Here is a 17,732-nt window from a genome sequence, read left to right as displayed (position 1 = left end):
CTCCATCGGCGCAGCGAGCTGCACACCGCCAGAGCGACGGGCCGTCTCAGCGGCCTCGAGCGGGGCGCGGCGTGCCGCTTCCTCGCGCTCACGCTCGGCGACACGAATCTTGCGTTGTTCTTCGAGAGCCTCCTGCTTCGCCTGATCTTCGGCAGCAGCGGCCATCTGGCGCTCATGCTCTTCCGCCTCGCGAGCCATCTCGGCCTCACGCGCCACGGCCTCGGCACGCGCCTCTTCTTCACGCTTCGCTTCTTCAGCGGCGGAAAGAATGCGGATCTTTTCTTCTTCGATACGCGCCGCTTCGCGAGCGGCTTCCTTGCGCTGCTCTTCAAGCACGCGCTGGCGAATCGCGAGTTCGGCGGGCGTCAGGGCGCGACCGGCACCGGCGCGGCCACCACGGCCACCCGCTGCCCCACGACCATCCTTGCGCTCATTCGTCTCGCGCTTCTTGCGCACTTCCACCTGGACCACTTTCGAGCGGCCATGGCTGAAGCTCTGACGCACTGATCCTGCGTCTACCGTCCGCCCGAGTTCCATGCGCCCGCCCGGACGCAGGGACAGACGTCCCTTACCCTGGTCACCCTGAGCCTGGCGCCCTGATCCTGGACATTCTGGCCTTCTGTCTGGCCGCCCTGAGCCTGAGTGCCCTGGTTCCGTTCGTTGCCTTCGCTCATATACCTGCCTGTTCCCGTGCGAGCCGCTCAGTAGGCGGCTCAGGAACCAACCCATCGGTCAGCCCCAAAAATCGTTCATGCTCAGCCATCAGACGCTGCGCGAGCGCCCCTGGCGCTATCACAACATAGACCGCATGTTCCCGCCCGAATGCCGTCGCGAGCATCTGGGCCGGTAACGTCAGTACCGGAAGTTTATTATTTCCCGATATCAGACGCCGCAACTCATCCGGGCTTCCGCCCGATCCCTGGATCACCAGACCGGCTTTACCGCCAGCAATCCATTCGCGACACTTAACAAACCCACAGAGAGCCTGACCGGCCCGACGCGCGAGGCCAAGCCCCTGCACCAGCCGCGCTTCTATTCCTGAAACCAGTACCTGCGCAATATCCTCAGATACCTTTACCGGCTGACGCGCGGCTCTGGAGAAGAGATTGCGCGTCCGCGCCGTATCTAGCACATCCCGCCCGGCACTCAACCAGATTCCCCGCCCTGGCAGCTTTGCTGCCAGATCGGGGACCACCATGCCATCAGGCGAGATGACAAAACGCAGCATGACATCGGGGTTTCCACTCTTTCGAGTGACGATGCAGCGCCGCTGCGGGCCTTTCTCGTCATCTAGCTCGATCGGATCGAGCTCGTCTGACGATAGGGTGGCCTGTGCCTCTGTTTCGTGAAATTCAGACGTCGGAAGCCTCCCCTTCCTCGGGGGACTCGACTTCCGGCTCACCATCGAACCAGTGAGCACGCGCTGCCATGATGATCTCATTGGCAGCATCTTCGTCTATATTGTCATCCCCGAGCATTTCGACAAGCTCGTCACCGGCAAGATCAGCCAGATCGTCGAGGGTTTTCACCCCCTTCTCACCCAGCGTCACCAGCATGGCGTTGGTGAACACGCCCAGTTCGGCAATTGCGTCCTCAACGCCGAGTCCACGACGCTTGTCGTCAAGCTCCTGCTCCTTCTGCACGAGGAATTCTTCGGCACGGCGCATAAGCTCTTCGGCTACGCTTTCATCAAAACCTTCGATCGCGTGCAGCTCATCAGGATCGGCATACGCCAGCTCCTCGATGGTGTGGAAGCCCTCTGTCACCAGAAGGCCGGCAATCACATCATCGACATCCAGCGCATCGACGAAGAGCTGGGTGCGCTTGCGGAACTCTTCCTGTCGACGCTCCGATTCTTCCGCTTCGGTCAGGATATCGATATCCCAACGCGTGAGCTGGCTAGCCAGACGCACATTCTGGCCCCGACGACCGATCGCCAGCGAGAGCTGTTCGTTCGGTACCACCACTTCGACGCGACCGGCTTCCTCATCCATGACCACCTTGGTCACTTCGGCGGGGGCCAGTGCGTTCACCACGAAAGTCGCCGCCTGCGGGCTCCAAGGAATGATGTCGATCTTTTCGCCCTGCAATTCAGCAACTACCGCCTGCACGCGCGAACCGCGCATACCGACGCAGGCGCCCACCGGGTCAATCGATGCATCCTTGGAGACGACGGCCATCTTGGCGCGTGAGCCAGGGTCGCGGGCAACAGCCTTGATCTCGATGATACCGTCATAGATCTCGGGCACTTCCTGCGCAAAAAGCTTGGCTAGAAAGGCCGGATGGGTACGGCTCAGGAAGATCTGCGGACCACGCGTCTCGTCGCGCACGTCATAAATATACGCCCGCACACGATCGGAATTACGGAACGACTCGCGGGGGATCAGCTCATCGCGACGCAGCAGAGCCTCGGTATGGCCGATCTCGACCATGAGATTGCCGTATTCGGTGCGCTTGACCGTACCGTTGACGATCTCGCCGACGCGGTCCTTGAACTCGTTATACTGCTTTTTGCGCTCATATTCGCGCACGCGCTGCACGATGACCTGCTTGGCAGTCTGGGCTGCGATACGCCCGAAATCGATCGGCGGCAGCGGATCGACCAGATGCTCGCCAATCTTGATCTCAGGCTGGAATTTCAGCGCGATTGCATGTGGGATCTGCGTGTCTTCGTTTTCAACGGTCTCGACCACTTCGGTCCAGCGAGACAGTCGCACTTCGCCAGAGCGACGGTCGATCGTCGCTCGGATATCCTTTTCGTGGCCGTATTTGGCGCGCCCGGCCTTCTGGATGGCCTGCTCCATCGCCTCCAGCACTTCTTCACGATCGATGTTCTTTTCACGCGAAACGGCGTCTGCCACCAAAAGCAGCTCAGGACGGGTAACGGAGGTGTCCATCAGACGAAATCCTCAAATACGGAGCGCGAAACCGCGCAGAACGGCAAAAACGGGATAAGCGGAAAACTCAGTGTGTCTTGCGTCCGGGCTTGGATCCCTTGCCCGGCTTGGCAGGATTGAGCTTTGGCGTCTTGCGGCGCGTAGCCTCTTCTTCTTCTGCCCCTTCGTCTTCCGATGCAATGCCCAGCATGGCGGCACTCGCCTCGATCAGCGCATCGGTTAGCACGAGACGCGCCTTGCGAATGGTGTCGATCGGCAGAACGGCCTCTTCCCCGTCATCGAGACGGATGACAGCGGCATTCTCACGCGTTCCGGTGATGATGCCGGAGAAGCGCTTGCGACCATTGAGCGGCAGATCGAGTTCGGCCTTGACCAGGTGACCGGCAAAACGGTCCCAGTCCTTAAGGCGCGTCAAGGGGCGATCGATACCGGCAGAAGACACTTCGAGCGTCCAGGCGCCGGGGATCGGATCGTCAACATCGAGCACAGCGCCAACGGCATGGCTGATCTGCTCACAATCTTCGATGCCGATCAGCGAGCCATCGGCGCGATCTGCCATGATCTGGATGGTCGGGGTCTCACGCCCCAGGACGCTCAGACGCACGATCTCATAGCCGAGATCGGTCAGAGTCGGCTCGATCTGCTGCGCGATACGCGCCTCAAGACCGTTCAGGCTGGGAATTTCATTGGCCAAGACAAAAAAAGGCGGCCCGTCAAGGCCACCCCCCGATAAGACGAAAGATGAAAGGAATGGAGACTGTTTAGGCCAACATGTGGAAAGAAGCAAGACTCGCGTCCTAGATACCCAGAGCTGGAAGTCGTCACCAACAAACGTAACTTTTGATTACACTCCTTATGTAACACAGCTCTTGCCCAGACGCTGCGTCTCCTGCCAGACTTGGCGGGATGAATGACACTCCCGAGCCTCAACTCAAGCCGCTCCTCGACCGGTCGGGCAACCCTCTCCGGCAGTCCGGGAACGAACGCATGGGTCTGACACCCAAGCTTGTGATGGCAACAGCTATCATGGCCGCATGCATGGGTGGCGCGATGTGGCACAGATCAGCGCCCGGGACATCGTCTTCAGCCGCGGGAGCCCAGACAATCCAAACGGCCTCGCCCTCCCAAATCCGTTCAGATGCGGCCCATTTCGATGCACAGCTAGCGCTTATACCTACGGACAGGGCCGAGGCTGCGCTGGCAGAGACAGGATTCGACAAACAGCAGCGTACCGAGATCGTCGCGGCAGTCAGAAACAAGCGTATGCGTCTCGTGCGTATGCCGATTGCTCAGGTCTCTGGCGCTTTGGGACAGTCCGTCGCCATCACCTCCGGCAGTATGACGCAGAACCTTCTTCTCAAACCCGAACTGCAAACGGTCGTGGTACCCATCTACATGGCTGGAGAGATTGCGATCAATCCTTTGACCTCTCCCGCCGCAGGCGGTCTGGAATCAGGCATACTCACAACACTGGGGCCACTCATTCTGCCCCGCCTCACCAACATCAATCAGCAGATTGTTCTGGACGTTATCGTACAATGAAAGCTCTGCTGCCCGCCTTGAACCGTCTCATGCCCGTGATGATGGTGATCTTCCTGATACTCGCGAGCATTCAGGCCGCCGTCTCGCTTCATCTGTCCGGCGGGATGCTGCTTCGTTTCCTATCCTGGGCGAGAGACGCCTATCTTCCGGTCGCGGGTTTTGCGGCATTCCTCACTGTCTCCGGACTTCTCTATGAAGTTCGTTCTGCAAAACTGGCCCGCAAGGGACTTCGTCGTCGCAAAGGCTTCGTTATGGACATTCTTGCCCGCCTGACAAACCGTGTTGCCCTTGAGGAGCTTCTGGCCCAGGAGCAGAAGGAGGTCGCGATCAACGCCGAGGAACTCGCCGCAGGTCTGCGCGCCAAAGTTGTCGGGCAGGATCAGGTCTGTGAAGACATCGCCCAGCAACTTCGCCGACGCCTCGCATTGACGATACGAAACAAACCTGTCGGAATTTTTCTGCTTGCGGGTCCGCCAGGCACCGGCAAGACCTATCTCGCCAAGCAGATCGCCCGCCAGATGGAGCGCCCCCTTCTGCATTTCGACATGACCCAGATGTCGAGCCCCCACGCAGCCACGATGCTGTTCGGATCGCCCAAGGGCTATGTCGGCTCAGACAGCTTCGGCAAGCTCACCGGTGGGTTGCAGGAAAAACCTGACGCCATCGTCTTGCTCGACGAAATCGAAAAAGCCCATCCGGATGTGTTCAAGAAGTTCCTCACAGCCTGGAACGATGGCCATGTTACGGAAGCCTCAACCGGTGCGCAGATTTCCACCACGCGCGCGATCTTCATGCTCACCTCGAATATCGCCACCGAAGCCCTGACAGAAATTGCCGATCGTCTTCACGACGATGCTGACCGCATGCGCGCAGAATCGACGGAAGCGCTGCGCAAGGCAGGATTTGCACCTGAAGTACTCAACCGTCTCGACCGTATCTTCGTTTTCAGGCAGCTGCGGGATCTGGATCTCGCTCGTGTGGCCGCACTGGAAATCGAAGCCATGATCAAGGGCTATGGTCTCAATGTTGAGGCTGGCGGCATTGATGCCTATCTACTGTTCCAGCTCATGCAACGCCAGCAAAAACTGGGCGCCGGCGCTCGGCACGCGATCTTGTGCGCTCGATCGAGGATATGGTCAGCGAGAGTCTGATTCTCGCCCGCCAGAACGACGCCAAACTCGTTCGCCTGGTCATGGGAGAAGACGGCGTAAAGGCTGAAATTGCTGATGACAGCAAATCCCTGACAGCCCGACTTAGCCCCTGATCGCCACCAGGACGATAAATAGTGTCAGCTTTTCCTCGTTTATGGCGCCGAGCGCCTCTTTGGCGCTTCGCATTTTATGTGATGATCGTCTTCACAGTGTTGGGTCTGCTGTTCCCTATGCCCTGGATGCTTGCAAAGGCACCATGCTAAGCCGTATACCTGGCATGCAGCCTCCTGCTGGCACAGCACCATCCCGTACACAAAATTCGTCGGACCAAGAGGCTGCCTCACAAGACACTCAGGGACAGCAGAATACGCCCGATGACGGGACGAGCCGTTTGATCGCGCCGGACATCACTACCGCAATGGTCGGTTCTATCCCCTTCGGTGGTCATACGCTTCCACTTCCTGCCGGTGTCTGGCATCCCGTCGTAACCGGCCAGTACGGTGCCGGCGGACGGATGCTGATCAATATTCTTGTCAGAACAGACCGGGGAGTCGTTACGGGCGTCATCGTCGCCCGGACGGCGACCGAACAGCTTCCAATCGACATTGTGCAAGCAGCAACGAGCCACTGTCATGATGATCGCAATTACAGCGCGCAGATATTCGCAGATCGGCCAGATGGACGTAATGAATGTGCGTTTGTTGCCAACGCGGTCATGGGGCCCAACGGAGTAATCTCCTCTGACGAACTGATTCAGCTCGCTTTCAAACGTCTCTCAGCCCTCGGCTTTCCAATGCCATCGCTCTTCATCGTCGCGAACTGGATTCAGAGCAGCGGTGCAACGGATGCCAGCAAGGGCACGTCAGCGGTCACCTATCTCCTTTCCCCAACCAAGACGGGGACAGTTCAGCTTCTTGCTCCCCTGCCCTATTGGGACAAGGCGGCGCTTGCACAGGTGCCTGCTGCAGAGAGTTTCATACGCAAGTCCGACCGCTGGTTTACGCAATGGATTCCGCTGCTGCGTCGTTACATGACACATGACACCTCGACCGAGCCTGTACCGACAGAACTTTCGCGTGATCCAGCAGCGCCGCCACAATAAGGCAGCGATCATTGACCGAGATAGTGCACGTGGCGCGTTCTCATAGGTGTCTTTTGTCGAATATGTTTAATGGTTCGCGCGGGACAAGGCATTTACTTGGAAATCCCGCCAGAATTCCGGCGTTCCACCTACTTTAAACACCCGTCTTCTTTCCCGACGTTATTGTAGCCGAAATTCTGAAGCTTTCATGCTTGAAAGAAACGTTATCGGTGAAATCGTCGGTGCTCCCTCCAAGAAGCAGATGATCCTTCGAAGTCATCCTCCCGCGCCGCGCTATACCAAGGGGCTTACCCGCCCCGACGCAGCAGGATCACGCAGGCAGCCATCGCCACTCTTGTGGTACCAAGCTATTCCTATGCGATTACAGATACAAAAAACTCGCCGACGGGCATAGCGGCGTCATGAAATGACCCAGTGCTCTGCCTACCGGGTAGAAACACCCTCATCAGAGACAGCCCGTCACTTTGTAACAATACGGATCAGTGATGACCCGAGCGCATGAGGCTACGGCCGAGTCTTCGTTCGACGTGACGGGCAAAACGAACAAAGGGGAGGCCGAGCAGGAGATAGGCAGCACCGATCAGGAGACCTGTGCCAATATAGTCGTAATAAGTCGAAGAGAGGCGGATATAGGTCTTGGTCAGCTCGGTCAGCGTAATCACGCTGACGAGCGATGAATCCTTCAGCAGGGCGATGAAATCGTTGGTCATCACCGGCAGCACCGTGCGGAAGGCTTGTGGAATGATGACGAGGCGCAGCGCCTGACGCTGGGTCATGTTCAGCGCAATGGCGGCTTCCATTTGGCCACGCGGCACTGAAGACAGGCCTGCGCGATAATTCTCGGCTTCGTAGGCCGCGTAATTGAGACCAAGCGCAATCACACCGGCGAAGAACGGCGAGAGCTTTATGCCCATTCCCGGCAGGCCATAGAAAATAAACAAGATCTGGATGAGCAGCGGCGTACCGCGCACGATCTCGATATAGAGGCCGGTACCCCAGCGCAGCCAGGATGGCCCATAATGGCGTCCCAGAGCCAGCGTCAGCCCCAGACTGACGGCAATGACCATCGACAGCGCCGAGACCACCAGGGTCAATAGCGCCGCTTCGCCGATATCAGGCAGAAAGCCTATATAGCGCTTGAGCTGCCCTACCCAGCCGGTCTGGGCGCGCATCGCATCCCGATATCGTAGCCACTCCACAGGCTTTACGTCACGAACGACATGATCGCCCGTCATCTGGGCCATTTCCGGCGTCCAGAGATTCCAGCGCGCCAGAATGATCTGCAACGTACCGTCCTGCATCATCGCGCCCAACGCGCGATCGACCTCGTCATGCAGGGCCGTATTACCCTGCTTGAACGCGATGCCGTAACGGGTCTGGCCTACGGGGGGGCCGACAATCTCCAGATCGTCGGTGATACCGGCATAATATAGCGCGATCGGACCATCGAGCAGGAGCGCGTCGAGTCTGCCATTGCGCAAATCGGAAAACGCGTAGGTCTCCTCCTCATACGAACGCACCGTGATGCTTGATTCCCGCTGAAGCAGACGCTCTGCCAGGGTCTCCTTGATCGTCCCCACCACATGGCCGCGCAACGCCGCGAAACTGTTCAGATCCATGCGGTCGCGACGCACGACGATACGATCGCCTGTCACGTAATAAGGGCGTGAGAACAACGCCGCCTGAAGATGGTCCGGCGTCATCTCGATGCCATCGACCACCATCTGATACATGCCGCGTTGCAGGCCCGGAATCAGCCCGTCCCAGTCATTCTGGACAAATCTGGCCTTACGGTTCAGACGGCGGGCGATCTCCTGCACCATGTCATATTCGAACCCCTCAAGATGATTGAGGTCCGCAGGATCATGGAACACGTAAGGCACATTGGCCTCGCCATCCGACGCCCAGCTTAGCTCGGGCTGAGCCCTGTTCTGGTCTGAACCCGCAACAGCGGCCGTGGCCGCGCCGGGAGTCGCGGCGTCGGAGGCATAAGCGGGACGGCAGAACGCAGCCAGACACAGCGCCACGAGAAGAAACAGGGCGGCCCCAGACAGGCGACACCGCGCCTCAGTCGCTGCGGAGAGGCAGAGAGTCACAGCAACGTCCTCAGAAAGCGGCGTGTTCTTGGGTCTTCAGGAGCTGCAAAAAAGTTCTTCCGGGTCGCCACTCTCCACGATATGGCCGCCCTCGACATACAGAACCCGGTCGGATGCGGCCCGGGCAAAGCGCATGTCATGGGTCACGACGATCTGGGTCATGCCCTCGTCATCGAGCCTGCGCATGACCTGGAGCACCTCCTCAGCGAGTTCCGGGTCGAGCGCCGAAGTCGGCTCGTCATAGAGCATGACGCAGGCTTCATCGCCAATGCTCGCGCAATGGCAGCACGCTGCTGCTGCCCGCCGGACAAGGTCGAGGGATAGCGATCCGCCATGCCCTCCAGCCCGACCTTGGCAAGAAGCGAACGCGCCAGGGGCTCGATCTCGCCGAGTGGCTGGCCCTTCACCGCACGCGGCGCCATCATCACGTTATCCAGAACGGTGCGATGGGCGAACAGGTTGAAGGACTGAAAGACCATGCCGACATGCGCGCGCAGCGCATGGGCGCGCCGCTCCTGCGCACGACTCCAGCCGTGACCGGTCTGTTTATCGATTTCGACATCTTCGATGCGTAGCAGGCCGGAATCGGGAATTTCCAGAAAATTGAGGCAGCGGAGAAAAGTCGATTTTCCGCAGCCTGAAGGCCCGATGATCGAGACCAGCTCCCCTCGCTCAACGCAAAGCGACATGTCGTGAAGCACGACATGTCGCCCAAAGCTCTTGGTGATGTTTCTGGCGTCGAGAACGGACTCGGCGTTGTCAGTCAGTGTCAGTCATCCCACGCAGGACATAAGGGAGGATCCCTCCATGCCTGTAATAGGCAACTTCATCAAGCGTATCGATTCTGCAAAGAAGCTCGACCTGCTCGATTTCACCAGACTGACGCATAATCTTCATCAAAACGGTCATGCGTGGGGTGATTGCTTCGAGACCAACCAGCGAAATCGTCTCGGAGCCATCGAGCCCAAGCGTCTTGCGCGACGTGCCCTCCTGGAAGGTCAGAGGCAGAACGCCCATGCCGACAAGATTGGAACGATGGATGCGCTCGAAGCTTTCGGCGATCACGGCCTTGATGCCCAGAAGCCTCGTGCCCTTTGCTGCCCAGTCACGCGACGAACCCATACCGTATTCGCGCCCACCGAACACCACAAGCGGCGTGCCGTTCTGCTGATAGCGATGCGCCACATCATAAATCGAGGCCACCGTGCCATCGGGCAGGTATTTCGACATGCCACCTTCAACACCCGGCAGCATCTCGTTGCGAATGCGGATATTGGCGAATGTTCCGCGCACCATCACACGGTCATTCCCGCGGCGTGAGCGTAGGAATTATAGTCCGAAACGGAGACCTGATGCTCGCTCAGGAACTTGCCTGCCGGCGAAGAAGGCTTGATGGCACCCGCCGGGGAGATATGGTCGGTGGTGATGTTATCGCCCAGAAGCGCGAGGATACGCGCATTCTCGATGTCATGTGTCTCGCCCGGCTCCTTGGTCAGCCCTTCGAAATAGGGCGGCTTCTGGATATAGGTCGAGCTGTCAGACCAGGCGAACGTACGGGCGTCGCTGGCCACAGCGAGAGCCTGCCACTGCTTCGTACCTTTGGAAATGCTGCCATAGCGCTCAACGAAGCTCTCACGCGTGACCGAGGATTTGATGAGAGTGGCGATCTCTTCATTGCTCGGCCAGATATCGCGCAGGAAGATCTCCTTCCCGTCCTTCGAGATGCCGAGAGGCTCCTTCGTGATGTCCTTGCGCAGCGTTCCGAGCAGCGCATAGGCCACGACCAGCGGCGGGCTGGCGAGGTAATTGGCACGCACGTTGGGCGAGATACGCCCTTCGAAATTACGATTACCTGAAAGCACCGAGGTCGCCACCAGACCATTTCCCTCGATCGCATCCACGATCGGCTGGGCGATGGGGCCGGAATTGCCGATGCAGGTGGTGCATCCATAACCGACCGTCTCGAAGCCGAGCGCGTCGAGATCGGCACTCAGACCAGCCTTGTCGAGATAATCCGTCACGACCTGAGAGCCCGGCGCGAGCGAGGTCTTGACCCAGGGTTTCGGCTTGAGGCCAAGCGCGCGTGCCTTGCGCGCCACCAGACCGGCCGCGACGAGAACAGCCGGATTGGACGTGTTGGTGCAAGACGTGATGGCCGCAATCACCACGTCACCATGACCGATATCGTAATCCGATCCGGCCACGATGGCGCGTTTACGCACGTCGTCGGGCTTCACGCCGAGCGAGGCTGTCAGCGCCTTTTCAAAAGCCGAAGTCGCGTCGGTCAGAGCCACACGATCCTGCGGGCGCTTGGGCCCTGCCAGCGAGGGGATGATGGTCGACAGATCGAGCGAGAGCACCTTCGAAAAAACGGGCTCGGGGGTATCGGCGTCACGGAACATGCCCTGAGCACGCAGATAGGCCTCGGTCAGGTGAATACGATGTTCGTCGCGACCTGTCTGGTGCAGATAGTCCAGCGTCAGCGCGTCAACCGGGAAGAAGCCGCAGGTAGCGCCGTATTCCGGCGCCATATTGGCGATGGTCGAACGGTCGGCCACCGGCAGATGATCGAGAGCCGGGCCAAAGAACTCGACAAATTTACCAACCACGCCTTCAGCGCGCAGCATTTCGGTGATAGTCAGAACCAGATCGGTCGCCGTCGCGCCTTCAGGCAGCATGCCGTCGAGACGCACACCGATCACGTCAGGGATGAGCATGGCGATGGGCTGGCCGAGCATGGCAGCCTCGGCCTCGATCCCGCCAACACCCCAGCAGGACGCCCATGCCATTCACCATCGTGGTGTGGCTATCGGTGCCATAGAGCGTATCCGGATAGGCGTATTCCTTGCCATCGACCATGCCGGTCCAGACGGCCTGCGCCAGATATTCCAGATTCACCTGATGGCAGATGCCCGCACCCGGCGGCACGACGCGGAAATTTTCGAACGCAGTCTGGCCCCAGCGCAGGAAAGCATAACGCTCACCATTGCGCTCGAACTCGATCTCGACATTGCGTTCGAGCGCGTCGGCGCTGCCCGCCACATCGACCATGACCGAGTGATCGATCACAAGATCGACCGGAACGAGCGGGTTCACCTTCTCCGGGTCACCATCAAGCGCGATGATGCCATCACGCATCGCGGCCAGATCGACCACGGCGGGAACGCCCGTGAAATCCTGCATGAGGATACGCGCCGGTTTGAACGGCACTTCCTGATCGGAATGACCTTTTGCGGTCCAATCGACGATCGCCTGCGCATCTTCAGTGCGGTAGCTCAGCCCGTCTTCGAAACGCAGGACGTTTTCGAGCAGAACCTTGAGGCTGACAGGCAGGCGGGACAGATTGCCCAGCTTGGCCGCCGCATCCGGCAGAGAGAATATGTGGTACTTTCGGCCATCAACCTCCAGATCCCGCATCACGCCCAGGGAATCCCGTCCGACGGTTCTCATGGCTTGTCCTCCTGCCTTGTCATCTGGCCCCTTGGGGCTGGCCCTTCTATACAGTCTCGACCCTTATTCGCACAGAGTCGAATGAAACTCTCTCAGGAAGATGTTATTTCCGCACAATGTCAGGTTTTCCCTCGCCTCCAGCGTCTTGGCTGCATGTTCATGACGTAACCGTGATACGCGGCGGCAGGCTCGTGCTCGATCAGATCAGCCTCTCACTGAACCGGGGGGAGGCACTTTTGCTGACCGGGCCGAACGGCGCGGGCAAATCGACCCTGCTTCGCGTGCTTGCCGGACTCTGCCCCGTGCAGGCGGGCAGCTTCAGCTTCAATGGGCTGAGAGGCGGCACACCGGAGCAGGCTCTGGATATTGCCTATCTCGGGCATCTCGATGCGCTCAAGCCGGGCCTGACCCTGCGCGAAAATCTTGCGCTCGAGGCTGGCATCGGCGGCGGGCAGTGCGACGAGGCTCTCGAGGCTCTCGACCTGCTGACACTGGCCGATCTGCCACGCGGCTTCTCTCCGCAGGACAGAAACGGCGCGGTGCCTTCGCGCGCGTATTGCTGCGCCAGGCCCCGCTCTGGCTGCTCGACGAACCCAGCCTGGGGCTCGATGACAAGGCCATCGCAACACTCGGCGCCCTGATGGTGGCCCATCGCACGGCTGGCGGCATGATTATCGCAACCACCCATGTCACGCTCCCTCTGCCAGAGGCGCGCCGCCTCGTGCTGACACCGCAGGAAGCGTCACCATGGATCTGAGTATCTTTCTCGCTCTCATCGGGCGCGAATTACGCCTCGCGCTGCGCCATGGTGCCGATACCCTGGCCGTGCTGCTGTTTTTCGTGCTGTGTGGCAGTCTTTTCCCCCTCGCGCTCGGTCCCTCACCCGCCTTGCTGCACCGCATGGCGCCGGGCATCATCTGGGTCTGCGCCCTGCTAGCCAGCCTTCTGCCGCTTGACCGACTTTTCAGCGCCGAGCTTGAAGATGGCGGGCTCGACCATCTTCTTCTTCTTGGTCTCTCCCCCGCTTTCGTCGCTCTGGCCAAGATCATCTCCCATTGGCTGACCACAGGGCTACCGCTGCTGATAGCAGCAATACCGCTCAGCCTCATGCTCGGCAGCGCGCCGGACGATATCCCGCCGCTCCTCGCGGGGCTCGCTCTCGGCACGCCGCTTCTGTCGCTTCTGGGGGGCATGGCCGCATCCCTCGTGCTCGGCGCCCGCCGCGGTGGCGTATTGCTGCCTCTGCTCGTGCTTCCCCTGGCCACCCCTGTTCTAATCTTCGGCGCGGCTTCTGCCGATGCCGCAACGAACGGCCGCAGCTTTGGTCCCGAACTCGACTTTCTCGGTGCGTTTCTTGCACTCGCGCTCGTGCTCTGCCCTCTCGCTGCCGGGAGCGGCCTGAAAGCGGCGAGTTCATGAGGGGATGAGGACTTGAATTTTCAGCCCGATCACGTTCTCTAGCGAGGCTCCCACTCGTCCCGGAAGGTGTTCATGCGTTTTTCCCCGCTTCTCGCCAGCGTTGCCCTGCTGAGCCTCGCACCTTTCTTCGCTCACGCTGCGCCGGGCTATCTGCGTGACCCTGCCCTTGCCGGAACGACGCTCGTCTTTGATGATGAGCAGTCTCTCTGGCAGGTGCCGCTGAAAGGCGGGAGCGCAAGCCGGTTAACCGCTCCCATCGGCACGGATCCTCACCCTATCCTGTCGCCCGATGGCAGACAGGTCGCGTTTCTCGCCGATTATGACGGCCCGACAGAAATCTATGTCATGCCTATCGAGGGAGGGACGCCCCGACGCGTAACGTTCGAAAACCAGACTGTGATGCCTATCGGCTGGGACAAGAAAGCAGGCATTCTCTACAGCACGGCTCCTGCTACAGGCCCGGGTCTGAGCCGTATCGTCGTCGCCATTCATCCGGTCAGCGGGACGCGGCGCGTTTATCCTCTGGCAGATGCCAATGACGCGGCGCTGAGTGCCGACGGGCAGTGGCTCTATTTTACCCGCTTCGGCACCGCTGTCAGCCACGACCATCTGCGGCTCTATCGTGGGGGCGCCATGGCGCAGCTTTGGCGCTATCGCCTCAAGGGCGGCGCCGAAGCGAAGCGTATCGGCCCTCAAGACGCCAATCTACGCCGCCCCATGCTCTGGAACGACCGCCTGATCGTCGTGAGCGACAAGAATGGCCGCGACAATCTCTGGAGTTTCGCGCTTGATGGCAGTGACGGCCATCAGCTTACCCATCATGACGATTTCAGCGTCAGGCAAGCCAGCCTGAGCGGCAATGATGTGGTTTATCAGCTTGGTGCCGATCTCTATCATTTCGATCTGCAAAGCAGCAGCGACACGATCGTGCCGATCGACATCGCCAGCGGCCGCGCAGCGAGACGCCCGCTCTGGCTCGATAATCCCTTCGCCTATCTCACCGAGGTCAGCCTCGCGCCGAACGGCAAGCAGGTTGCCCTGACCCTGCGCGGCCATGTCGCTCTGGCCTCACCCGGCCCGCTGCGGCGCGTCACCCTGGCCAGCGCCGCCGCAACGCGGCTGCGTCATGCCACGCTCTCTCCCGATGGCAAAACGCTCTATGCGTTCAGTGACAAGGGCGGCGAGTCCGAACTCTGGGCATTTCCGAACTCGGGGAGCATCGAGGGCACGCAACTCACCCATGGCTCGAAAAGCGAACCAATGGGTCTGTGGATTTCACCCGATGGCGCCCACCTCGCCCATACCGATATCGCCGGGCGGCTCTTTCTCTATGATGTGGCGGCCCGTACAGACAAGATGATTGACGATGCCCGTCTAGACGGGCGCAGCGAATACGACTCCCTTACCTGGTCGAAAGACGGGCGGGCGCTGGCGTTTGCAAGAGCCCGCGGCGAGACCATACGGCGGCAGATCGCGCTCTATCCTCTCGATACGGGCGAGATCATCTGGGCAACCACCTCCGATTACGAATCCTACGCGCCGTGTTTCAGCCCGGATGGCAAGTTTCTATGGTTTTTGTCGGATCGCCTCTTCACCCTCAATAACGGCGGCCCCTGGGGTGACCGCAACCCGGCACCGGTCTACGCGCCGCGCACCGGCGTCTTCGCGCTCGCCTTGCAGAAGGACGGGCACTTCCCCTTCGCGCCGCGCACTGAACTCGACCAGCCTGCGCCAGCCCAGCCCGCCGATAAAGCTGCGGCCGCCCCGCCGAAAAAGCGTCCGGCACTGGACGCTGCGGGCCTCTCCACCCGCCTGTATCAGCTTCCGATCCCAGCGGGTGATTTCAGCAAAATAGAGATCGGGCCGGAATTTCTCTATCTCCTTGCCCACAAATCCGATCAGCCCGCCAGTAAGGACGACGATCTCGTCCTGAAGGTGCTAAAGATCGGCTCTGGCGAAGCCAAGCCCACCGATTTCGCTTCCGGTCTGCGCGACGTCGCCCTCACCCCCGACGGCAAGACGCTCATGCTCGTTTCGGGCAACGAAAAGCGCGCCCCCAAGATCCAGCTCTTGCCTGCCGCAGCCAGCCTTTCCGGCGTGAACGGCACCGACACGACAATTGCGCTCGATGGTTTTCGCCTTCGCGTCGATCCTGGCGCGGAGTGGCAGGGTCTGTTCAACGATGCCTGGCGTCTGCATCGCGATCATTTCTACGATCCTGCCCTGCATGGCGTTGACTGGGCAGCCATGCGCGAACGTTACCGCCCGCTTCTTTCACGGCTGGGCGACCGTTCGGATCTGGACGATCTTCTGGGTCAGATGATCGGCGAACTCAACGCCCTGCACTCTCAGTTCCGCCCGCCGGAGCCGCTCGCGCGTGATAATGCCGTGCTGATTGCAAGCCTTGGCGCCCATCTCACACGCCAGCCCGGCGGGTTTCTGATCGATCGACTCTATGAGGGCGACCCCAACCTGCCTGAAGACCGTTCGCCACTCGCAGCCCCTAATCTCGACGTGAAGCCCGGCGACCTGATTACCGCCCTCAACGGGCAGAACCTCGCCGATCAGCCCGATCTTTCCGCGCTTCTGGCCAATCAGCCAACCGGCAGGTTCTGCTGACCCTCAAGCGCAAGGACCGGGTTTTCCAGATCGTCGTCACCCCCATCGGCGCCAAACAGGACGCGGCGCTTCGCCTGCGTGCCTGGGAGGGCGACCGCGCCCGGTATGTCGCGACCGCCAGCCACGGCCATATCGGCTATGTGCATCTGCGCGCCATGGGCAAAGATGACATGGAACGTTTCACGCGCGACTTTTTCACCCAGACAGAGAAAGACGGTCTCGTGATCGATGTACGCCGCAATCTGGGCGGCAATATTGATTCCTGGGTGCTCTCCGAGTTGCTCCGAAAGGTCTGGATGTTCTGGTCCGATCACGGCAGAACCCCGCAAGGCAACATGCAGCAGACATTTCGCGGCCATATCGTCGTGCTCTGCGACGAATTCACCTATTCTGACGGCGAAACTTTCTCTCAGGGTGTGAAATCTCTCGGCATAGGCCCGCTTATCGGTGCACGCACCGCAGGCGCTGGCGTATGGCTGTCTGACGGCGACCGCCTTGCCGATAACGGCCTGCCTCGCACCGCAGAGCGTCCCTATTACGACATGAAAGGCCATTGGCTGGTCGAAAACCACGGTGTCGAGCCCGACATCACCGTCGAAAACATGCCGGTCGCAACCTTCAATGGCCAGGACCAGCAACTCGACAAGGCTCTGGAGACGCTTCAAACCCTGCTTGAAAAACAGCCCGTCGCCCCGATGGTGCCGCAGCCCTTTACGGGACAGGCTGAAGCCAGACCCGACTGAGGCGCGCTTGAAGCGGGGTTCGATGGGGCCCTGCTTCAAGCCCCGGAAAGGCGTTTGCCCCTCTCATCTTGTCAAATAGGGTTCCGGCAAGCAACGGCCCGTTAGCGGGAGACCGGCAGGAGTCCCGTCGGACGGGGCCTAGGTACTCGGCGAATAAGCAACAGGCGTCAGGATTGCGTTACGCATCGTTCCGAGCAGAGGGAGAATGCCTTTCGGCGGCCATGCGCCTGAGGCGACGGCTGCTTTCCTTTTCTCGGCACGATCGGCAAGATCGCCATATGGCCAGAAATGGGCGAGGCGTGCAGGACCGTCATTGGACATCATCACGGCATAAGCCGGCGAAATAGCGGCGCGCGCGGGAACGGCGGCTGCCATCAACGCGGCAACGTCAGCCTCACAACCTGGGAGGATGTCGTAGATGCGTGATTCATAAACGCCGCCATAAGTGCCGGGGGACGGCTTGGTATCGGCAATCAGTGTCCAGACCTGACGATCGATGCGTTCCACACCGGCTTCACTACCGGGCCAGACCAGATCAGCCGGGGTGGGGCTGAACATCACGACCACTTCGTTCAGATTGCCGAGTTCGGTCGTCCAGCACCCGAGAAAACCGGCGCGCCCAACGAGATGCGCTTCAAGCGCCGCTACGACATGGGGCACGCTGCCCGAGCGGCAGGTGAGAACGAAGGTTTCAACACAGACCGACATCGGGA

At 60.2% G+C, this 17,732-nt stretch carries 12 protein-coding genes and 4 pseudogenes; 7 read left to right on the top strand and 9 right to left on the bottom strand.

Annotated features, from left to right (window positions below):
• The 4 genes from JCM25414_RS24225 to rimP form a co-directional block, all read right to left on the bottom strand.
• On the bottom strand, positions 1-537 hold a 537-nt coding region (locus JCM25414_RS24225), incomplete at its 3' end, for a translation initiation factor IF-2 associated domain-containing protein (RefSeq protein ID WP_242403255.1).
• A gap of 133 nt (positions 538-670) precedes the next feature.
• A complete protein-coding gene (locus JCM25414_RS01970; RefSeq protein ID WP_081775745.1) occupies positions 671-1,405 on the bottom strand; it encodes an RNA-binding protein in 735 nt (244 codons plus the stop codon).
• Positions 1,353-2,897, bottom strand: coding sequence for a transcription termination factor NusA (gene nusA, locus JCM25414_RS01965; protein ID WP_025840558.1), 1,545 nt, complete (start codon positions 2,895-2,897; stop codon positions 1,353-1,355). The genes JCM25414_RS01970 and nusA overlap by 53 nt, the downstream gene beginning before the upstream one ends.
• Before the next feature lie 67 nt (positions 2,898-2,964).
• Entirely contained in the window at positions 2,965-3,591 is a 627-nt protein-coding gene (rimP, locus tag JCM25414_RS01960; protein WP_025840557.1) for a ribosome maturation factor RimP, read from the bottom strand.
• 293 nt (positions 3,592-3,884) lie between these two features.
• Between rimP and JCM25414_RS16145 the strand changes: the two genes are divergently transcribed.
• From JCM25414_RS16145 to JCM25414_RS01945, 3 genes and pseudogenes are all read left to right on the top strand, one after another.
• Entirely contained in the window at positions 3,885-4,439 is a 555-nt protein-coding gene (locus JCM25414_RS16145) for a hypothetical protein (protein WP_025840556.1), read from the top strand.
• A pseudogene (locus tag JCM25414_RS16140) lies at positions 4,436-5,703 on the top strand (AAA family ATPase). Before JCM25414_RS16145 ends, JCM25414_RS16140 begins: the two are co-directional and overlap by 4 nt.
• A gap of 278 nt (positions 5,704-5,981) precedes the next feature.
• Positions 5,982-6,692: a hypothetical protein gene (locus JCM25414_RS01945; protein ID WP_148300900.1), complete on the top strand. Its 711-nt coding sequence runs from the start codon at positions 5,982-5,984 to the stop codon at positions 6,690-6,692.
• 479 nt (positions 6,693-7,171) lie between these two features.
• Here JCM25414_RS01945 and JCM25414_RS01940 read toward each other — a convergent pair whose 3' ends face one another.
• From JCM25414_RS01940 to acnA, 3 genes and pseudogenes are all read right to left on the bottom strand, one after another.
• The gene (locus JCM25414_RS01940) at positions 7,172-8,788 is read right to left on the bottom strand and encodes an ABC transporter substrate-binding protein/permease (protein ID WP_025840554.1); all 1,617 of its coding nucleotides are present in this window, start codon (positions 8,786-8,788) and stop codon (positions 7,172-7,174) included.
• Positions 8,785-9,477 (bottom strand): annotated as a pseudogene (locus tag JCM25414_RS16135) (amino acid ABC transporter ATP-binding protein). The gene JCM25414_RS01940 and the pseudogene JCM25414_RS16135 overlap by 4 nt, the downstream one beginning before the upstream one ends.
• Positions 9,478-9,547: 70 nt before the next feature.
• Positions 9,548-12,238, bottom strand: a pseudogene (gene acnA / locus JCM25414_RS16130) (aconitate hydratase AcnA).
• Positions 12,239-12,354: 116 nt separating this feature from the next.
• Between acnA and ccmA the strand changes: the two are divergent.
• From ccmA to JCM25414_RS16120, 3 genes and pseudogenes are all read left to right on the top strand, one after another.
• Positions 12,355-12,995 (top strand): annotated as a pseudogene (ccmA, locus tag JCM25414_RS16125) (heme ABC exporter ATP-binding protein CcmA).
• Positions 12,986-13,657: a heme exporter protein CcmB gene (ccmB, locus tag JCM25414_RS01920; RefSeq protein WP_035442397.1), complete on the top strand. Its 672-nt coding sequence runs from the start codon at positions 12,986-12,988 to the stop codon at positions 13,655-13,657. The pseudogene ccmA and the gene ccmB overlap by 10 nt, the downstream one beginning before the upstream one ends.
• 72 nt (positions 13,658-13,729) lie before the next feature.
• Positions 13,730-16,276 carry a S41 family peptidase gene (locus JCM25414_RS16120; protein WP_051535624.1) on the top strand — a complete coding sequence of 849 codons (2,547 nt, stop codon included), beginning with the start codon at positions 13,730-13,732 and terminating at the stop codon, positions 16,274-16,276.
• Here the strand turns inward: JCM25414_RS16120 and JCM25414_RS23250 are convergent.
• Positions 16,252-16,422, bottom strand: coding sequence for a hypothetical protein (locus JCM25414_RS23250; RefSeq protein WP_159101692.1), 171 nt, complete (start codon positions 16,420-16,422; stop codon positions 16,252-16,254). The genes JCM25414_RS16120 and JCM25414_RS23250 overlap by 25 nt on opposite strands.
• A 9-nt stretch (positions 16,423-16,431) precedes the next feature.
• Here JCM25414_RS23250 and JCM25414_RS21225 point away from each other — a divergent pair, with 9 nt between their 5' ends.
• Positions 16,432-17,019, top strand: a complete 588-nt coding sequence (locus JCM25414_RS21225) for a S41 family peptidase (RefSeq protein ID WP_148300899.1) — start codon at positions 16,432-16,434, stop codon at positions 17,017-17,019.
• Between the two features lie 138 nt (positions 17,020-17,157).
• Here JCM25414_RS21225 and JCM25414_RS01910 read toward each other — a convergent pair whose 3' ends face one another.
• On the bottom strand, positions 17,158-17,727 hold the full coding sequence (locus JCM25414_RS01910) for an NIPSNAP family protein (protein ID WP_025840552.1): 570 nt from the start codon (positions 17,725-17,727) through the stop codon (positions 17,158-17,160).
• Positions 17,728-17,732: the final 5 nt, after the last annotated feature.

This window comes from Asaia platycodi JCM 25414, assembly GCF_000614545.1.
GTDB classification, from domain to species: Bacteria; Pseudomonadota; Alphaproteobacteria; order Acetobacterales; family Acetobacteraceae; genus Asaia; species Asaia platycodi.
Note: the sequence above shows the minus strand (reverse complement) of the source record. Positions and strands in the feature narration are given on the sequence as shown.